Raw genomic sequence first — 6,476 nt, forward strand, 5'->3', positions numbered from 1 at the left:
AACCCTTATATAGAAAGGCATTTAGCGATTTTTGTCAATTGTTTTTTATCTAGAGCGAACTAATCAATTAAGTCTCTTGCCAGATAAGGATTTAGTCGATTTATGCCCCCCTATCGAACCATAACAAGTAACGAAGAGCCGATCCGGCAAAGGTAATAATGTTTTGTAAGTGTGTAGTTTTGACAATTGAATTCTTCAACAAGTTGACTGCGTTTTTAAAAAATTTCGGTAGCCATTTAGGATAATAATAAGGATCTTCATACTTCTTTCTCAGAAAACGACGAGCCATGAACCAGCGAAGATAAATAGATTCAAAAGCTATAAGAAAGCTAGGAAAAAATCCCACAATTAGCCAAGCCATTAAATCGAATTTCGCTTGAGGAGCTAGAATAAGCAAATATTCAAGTAAAAATATTATCAAAGCCAGACTAGCAAATGTTAATGAAATGACTACTGATTGAGCAGCGTGAGTAGTTACCTGGTCTAAATCTAAGCTAGGGTCTTCTGGAGTAGTAGCCTTGTAGGGATCGCTGCGTAACTGATTGAGTATTTCTAACGCTTGGGTTAAACCTTCTAGATAGACATAGCCCGATAGTAAGCGAGTAGGAGCAATAAGAGCATCCGGTTTTCTTGATGGTATAGGACTAGAATCTAGTCTGGCTACAATAACCATCCCTCCACCGAAGCTGATTCGAGCCTCCTCTTCAATCGGAATTCGCTCTTGGTTGAGGCGCACTTTGTTGAGCAAAGCACCATTCAAACTACCTAAGTCCCTGACGTACCACAGAGAGTCGTAGCTCAGTTCTAGGTTAACGTCAGAGGCAAAATTAACATAGGGAAGGAACACGTCACAGTCGTGACGATTGCCAACTTGGTAGCTGCGTCCGTTTTCAGCTTCGAGTGTCCAAGTATGACCCGTTTGCTCTAGCGCAAGCATTAAGTTCCCCATTTTGAGCGATCAGATTTTAACGACTAAGATAGTATAGATTATACTGCAAAAATCTCTATTTAGCCTCTGAAGGGATAATCAGCAATGTTAAGTAATGTAACAAATCAGGACGATCTGCAACCAGGCTTAGTATTAGATCATCGGTACGTCATCAGGACAGTTATTGACCCTGGCCAGTTTGTGCAAGTTTACTTAGTCGAAGACTTACGCTATCAGAAAGACTGCCTTCTAACCGAATTTATCTTTAGAAATGCAGGAGAAAGAGAAATCGTAGAAACAGAACTTGAAGAGAAGTTTGATAGCATCAATCAAGGTCAATTTGGAGGGATTACCGCACCTAAAGAACTTTTTGGTGAGGGGGGAAGACTCTTGATTTTGCAGAAGACTTTCGAGGGAACTCCGACCCAAGAATTGCATCGATCGCTACTTCCTTTGAATGAGTATGCAGTGGTTCAGTTACTCAATCAAGTTTTGCCTGCTCTCAGGGATAGAGGAGTAACAAATCTTCAAAATGATTTGCACGATCTGGCGCTGACTGCACTGATACTGCTAACGGGACAATATTGGTACGATAGTGAGAGTAATAGTTGGAATTGGACTCAATCTAAGCAAATTAGCGATCAGCGGAAAGATGTCCTGACACGAATGTTAGGTTCTGGGCAAAGATTCAATAATGTAGAAGAAGTTTTGTCAGCATTGAATGCTGTTTTTATTCCTGTTAAATGCCCTGATTTTTCTATACCGCGTTATTTGTATGGAGCCGCTTTAAGTACTGTTATTGGTATTTCATTAATTGTAATAGCTGTAAGAGTATTATGGATTTCTTCACAGCCGAAGAATAAAGATGTTTCTCCTTCGCCTCCTAATGTCCTCCAATGCCCTGAAGGATCAGATTTTGTGGCAATCGCCTGCGGTGTTGAAGTCACAGATATTGATTCCTTTAATTTCGAGCAAGGTAAATTAACAGTTAAGTTAAAAGGAAAAGCGACTGCTAATGATCGCCTGTTCATTTCTGAGCAACTTATTAGTGCTAATAAGAGTGGAGCTAATAATAATAACTCCACCAGTAATGATGTTTTGGTTGACAATCAAGTCATCGGTAACTTTACGGGGGGAATAGGAACACAACCATTAGAAATAACCTTCAACAAAAATGCTAATGCTGAGAAAGTCAGAATTCTCTTGAGTAATATTCTTTATAAGAATATTTCCGAGACTCCACAACCAGGAGAGCGCATCGTAGAATTTAAGATTACTGATGGGGATGGAGGAACTAGCAAAGTCCTCACTCAGATCATCAGCGTTAACAAAGTTAACAGTGTTCCGCTCCTCACTGTTCCTAAAACTAAAACAGTTAAGGAAGATGGCCAGATAATCATCACAGGAATTAGCGTTAAAGATGATGATGCTGGTGACAACAATATTACGGTTACTCTCCAACAAATAATGGCTCTATAACAGTCAAAGATAATGTCAATAATGGATTGACTTGGAGAGATATTAGGGAAGATAAACTAGGAGTAATTATTCTGAATGGTACTGTCAGTCAAATTAACAATACTCTCAAAGATAAACAGGCGCTTATTTATCAGACTCAGACTGATTTCAATGGAATTGATACTCTTACTGTAACTGTCAATGATAACGGGAAACAAGTTAGTAATCTGGAAGCAATTATTTATCCTCCTGGTGCTTTAAATTCCCAGACTGACAGTAAGGTTATTAATATTAATATCGAGCCGCTTAATGATAATCCACAACTCAGTCGTTCTCAACTTGGTTCAAGTCCAAATAAGCCACCTGATCAAGGGAGTTTACAACCCAATACTCAACGTCTGACTAAACAACAAGCAGTCAATGTTGTTGAATCTTGGTTAAAGGTTAAAGCACAAGCTTTTGGCAATACATATAATGAGCAAGTTGTTTATCAATACACAACAGACAGTTATAGAGACAAGCAGTTAGGCAAAGTTGGATGGCTGCGTCGAAATAATGCTTATGAAATTTGGGTAACACCATCAGTTGAGCCTTTGGGAGATGTATTAGATCGAGGAAACGAAGTGGTGATTAATATCCAAGCTAGGGAATCCGTTACACGTTATCAAGGAGGCGTTTTAGACCCTAATTATACTCGTTCTCTCTCTGGAACATATAGGTTCACTTTGCAGTTAGATGATGGCATTTGGAAAGTAGCTAATAGTGAGGAAATAAATTAATGAAAAAATTAATTGTTGCTCTACCTATCATCCTAATCGTTATAGGTATCGCCCTAAATAGCTATGCAGTCCTGCACTTCTTCAGCCAGAAAACACCTCAATTAATTTCTACTCCCCAGACACGACCAATAACGTCTTCTCAATCGCCAACTCCCATTCTCCCATCGCCACCAACAATAATTAATTCTCCCACATCTCTAGTCAATCCGTCACCAAAAATACCCATTCAGATAGCAGTCAATCAAACCAAATTGGGACATTTGCCCTATCAAGAAGGTGACTCCCAACAAATGATGATTATTGCCAGCTACGCTCAGGATGAGTATCAAAGATTTGAAAGGATTGCACCAGAAACAGCCTTAGCCTTAATGAAGTTGATCTAAGCTAAACGGCGCTTAACCTGCATGATCCAATAGCTATAACCCTTTTGGAGTCTATATCGGTGATCCGAAGTAAAAGCCGTTTAGCTTATGCAGCTAGAGAGGATCGAGTATGGATTATTCCTGTCTCTGGTTTTCGTACTATTGCCCACCAGGATCAACTCTGGCAATCTCAAATTCAGCGCCAAGGTTCACCGGAAGCTGCAGCCAAAATCAGCGCACCACCCGGTTATAGTGAACATCATACAGGATACGCCCTTGATTTAACCGATGGGAATCTGAAGGCTAGAGATGATATTACCTACAAATTTGCTGAAACTGATGCTTTTAAATGGTTAACCCTTCATGCTAAGGAATTTGGCTTTGAACTATCATTTCCGAAAAACAATTCCCAAGGTGTTAGTTATGAACCTTGGCACTGGCGTTTTGTCGGTTCAGCAACAGCTCAAGAAATTTTTAGAGTAGCAAAGACACAAAGACAATGATTATACACTTGGAAGTTTTATAACGGTTAAATCCACCGGGGTTATACCTAGACTTCCCCATTGACAAAAAGCCATAACCTATGCTGTAGGAGGGATTAAGAGAATTTCCAGCCCTCCGTTACCGGTTACAAATCGGGGAACCCCCAATAAATCTAATGCCTCACAAACTACTCGTCAATAACCAATCAGTTTATACCTCATCTTTTTGAGAAAGTCTCTCAATTTTACCTCACCTCAACCGTGGCACTGGCATCATTGCCGAACACATCCACTAACTGGACAGCGATCGCTCGTTGCCCGAATCCCTAACAGCTGCATTCGGAGCAGTATTGATCGCCGGTTCGACCGGGAAAAAATCCCTAGGGGATGCGATCGATAGAATAAGGGGAAGCGAAATCTAAGTTAGCTTTCCCGTCACATTTTGCTCTTCTGGTTTGTGTGTGGAATTAATTTCTAGCTTTCTTCAGCCATTCCTAATATTTCTTGATAAAGAATTGGGCTAATTCTTTTACCTTGACTCAAAAACTGCTCTAAAATGGGTTTAACTTCAATAATAATTCCTTTCTTCTTGGCGATTAATAAAAGTCCAATTGTTCCAGTTACGGGCAAATTTCTAGACTGAGCGACTTTTCTTCCTAATTTTTCGTCTATTAAGACTCGATTCGCTTTTAATTCTTCTGCCAAGATAATTGTAGCCGCTTCCCCCAAATCTAGTTTAAACTGAATTTGCAATTGTAATAATTGAGCGGGAGATTGAAGGGTAAATACCTCAATCCACTGAGCAGCAGGAACAACCGAAGCAGCCCGATGATTTCCTGTGGTGACTTCATTATAAACTTCTTGGGGAATAATAATTTTGCCAAAGAGTTTTTGGAGTAAGTTAAGTTGACCAACTTTAGCTAACTCACTTAAAGGAGTGGTATTAGAGACAATAATCACGGGGGAAAATCTTCTAATAGTTGCAGGGTTTCTGTAACCTCTTGTTCTAACTCTTCTCGATTTTGGTCGGGGAAGATGGCAACCCCATATTGACCCATAAGTTCGAGAACTTCTAAACGAGAGACTCCCAATAGCCTGCCAGCTATCCCACTACTAATTTCTCCATATTTTAACAAAGTCATGATATATGCTATCTTAGCCTGTTCCTCTGCTTGTGAATGGAGGGATTCCGAGATATTAATAGGCCAATCAAATCGTATTGTTATGGTCATACCTTGGGATTATGCAAAAGTTTTTGGCTCTTTTAACTGCCAGATACTAACATTTTACAACAGATTTACGCCCGTAGGTTGATTTGATCTATCATTTTTCTAGATTGACACTCCCGTCGCGCTTATGCGAGGGATTCTTGGTTCACTGACTCAAGTTGTCTTAGCAGGTATTGCTACCAACCAAGATAGAGCTTAAATCTCCCCAAGCGTTTAGGTCTAACGACCAGCTTCCGATATGCCCTATCGTAGCTTTTTTGAGTATATTTAATGCCGCCATTTTGTCTCTATCTTCCACATATCCGCAGGAACAAACATGAGTTCTAACTGATAGAGACTTTTGGATTAACCGACCACAATTAAAGCATTCTTGACTTGTATAGGCTGGATTAACTGCAATAGTTAGCCTGCCGTATTTAATACCAAAGTACTCAATCCATTTTCTCAATTGTGACCAACCAGCATCATTGATACTCTTAGCTAGTTTTCGATTACGCACAAGGTTCTTGACTTTTAAATCCTCGTAGGCTATCAAGTCGTTTGACTGAATTAAACGGAGTGCCAATTTTTTAGCAAACTCTTCTCGTTGCCTACTTACTTTTAAATGTCCCTTGGCGTATTTTTGACTAGCTTTTTTGTAGTTATTAGACTGCTTTTGTCCTCTCTTAAACTTTTTCGACTTTCTTCTATTCAGTTTATTAAGACGCTTTTCGGCTTTTCGATAATACTTAGGAGGCTCTACTGTATTCCCGTTACTGTCAGCATAAAGATATTTTAACCCCAGATCTAATCCTAGGCAATGACCCGTCGATTCTAATTGTGGGGTTATATCTCTAGCATCGAGTTTTAGCATTAACTGGCAATAATATCCATCAGCCCTTTTAACTATTCTTATCCGTTGAATTTGCCATTCTTGAAAATCCAACAAGTCTCGACTACCAATTAGTTTTAACTCCCCAATGTTTTTCCCATCAGTGAAAGTTATTCTCTTGGAATTTCGATTAAGTTGCCAACCTGACTTTTTAAACTCAACAGAATGAGTACGTTTAGAGTATTTAGGATATCCTTTCTTACCAGCAATTTTGTTCTTACAGTTATTATAGAACCTAAGAATAGCAGTCCAAGTCCGTTCGCAAGCCTGTTGACAAGCTGTAGAGTTAAGGTCTTGAACAAAAGGGTATTCACTTCTTAATTGAGTGACATATTTATATACATCCTTTTGTCCTACACCTTTATTG

General features: G+C 39.4%; 8 protein-coding genes. 4 read left to right on the top strand and 4 right to left on the bottom strand.

Annotated features, from left to right (window positions below; translation table 11 throughout):
* Positions 1 to 100: 100 nt before the first annotated feature.
* Positions 101 to 937 carry an FHA domain-containing protein gene (locus PX481_RS09550; protein WP_288027210.1) on the bottom strand — a complete coding sequence of 279 codons (837 nt, stop codon included), beginning with the start codon at positions 935 to 937 and terminating at the stop codon, positions 101 to 103.
* A gap of 96 nt (positions 938 to 1,033) precedes the next feature.
* Here PX481_RS09550 and PX481_RS09555 point away from each other — a divergent pair, with 96 nt between their 5' ends.
* From PX481_RS09555 to PX481_RS09570, 4 genes are read left to right on the top strand one after another with little or no spacing between them, the layout of a single operon-like run.
* A complete protein-coding gene (locus PX481_RS09555; RefSeq protein ID WP_002760584.1) occupies positions 1,034 to 2,407 on the top strand; it encodes a serine/threonine-protein kinase in 1,374 nt (457 codons plus the stop codon).
* Positions 2,408 to 2,433: 26 nt separating this feature from the next.
* On the top strand, positions 2,434 to 3,165 hold the full coding sequence (locus PX481_RS09560; protein ID WP_002760585.1) for an ARC6/PARC6 family protein: 732 nt from the start codon (positions 2,434 to 2,436) through the stop codon (positions 3,163 to 3,165).
* Positions 3,165 to 3,548: a hypothetical protein gene (locus PX481_RS09565; RefSeq protein WP_288094482.1), complete on the top strand. Its 384-nt coding sequence runs from the start codon at positions 3,165 to 3,167 to the stop codon at positions 3,546 to 3,548. The genes PX481_RS09560 and PX481_RS09565 overlap by 1 nt, the downstream gene beginning before the upstream one ends.
* Positions 3,549 to 3,607: 59 nt before the next feature.
* Positions 3,608 to 4,030, top strand: coding sequence for a M15 family metallopeptidase (locus tag PX481_RS09570; protein ID WP_288094483.1), 423 nt, complete (start codon positions 3,608 to 3,610; stop codon positions 4,028 to 4,030).
* A gap of 453 nt (positions 4,031 to 4,483) precedes the next feature.
* Here the strand turns inward: PX481_RS09570 and PX481_RS09575 are convergent, their stop codons facing one another.
* The 3 genes from PX481_RS09575 to PX481_RS09585 all read right to left on the bottom strand — a co-directional run.
* Complete coding sequence (locus tag PX481_RS09575; protein ID WP_002760588.1) at positions 4,484 to 4,969, bottom strand: PIN domain-containing protein; 486 nt, start codon at positions 4,967 to 4,969, stop codon at positions 4,484 to 4,486.
* A complete protein-coding gene (locus PX481_RS09580; RefSeq protein ID WP_002760590.1) occupies positions 4,966 to 5,241 on the bottom strand; it encodes a UPF0175 family protein in 276 nt (91 codons plus the stop codon). Before PX481_RS09580 ends, PX481_RS09575 begins: the two co-directional genes overlap by 4 nt.
* A 160-nt stretch (positions 5,242 to 5,401) precedes the next feature.
* Positions 5,402 to 6,476, bottom strand: a 1,075-nt coding sequence (locus PX481_RS09585) for an RNA-guided endonuclease InsQ/TnpB family protein (protein WP_288094484.1), incomplete at its 5' end; no start/stop codon positions are given.

It is taken from the genome of Microcystis sp. M53603_WE2, from assembly GCF_030065435.1.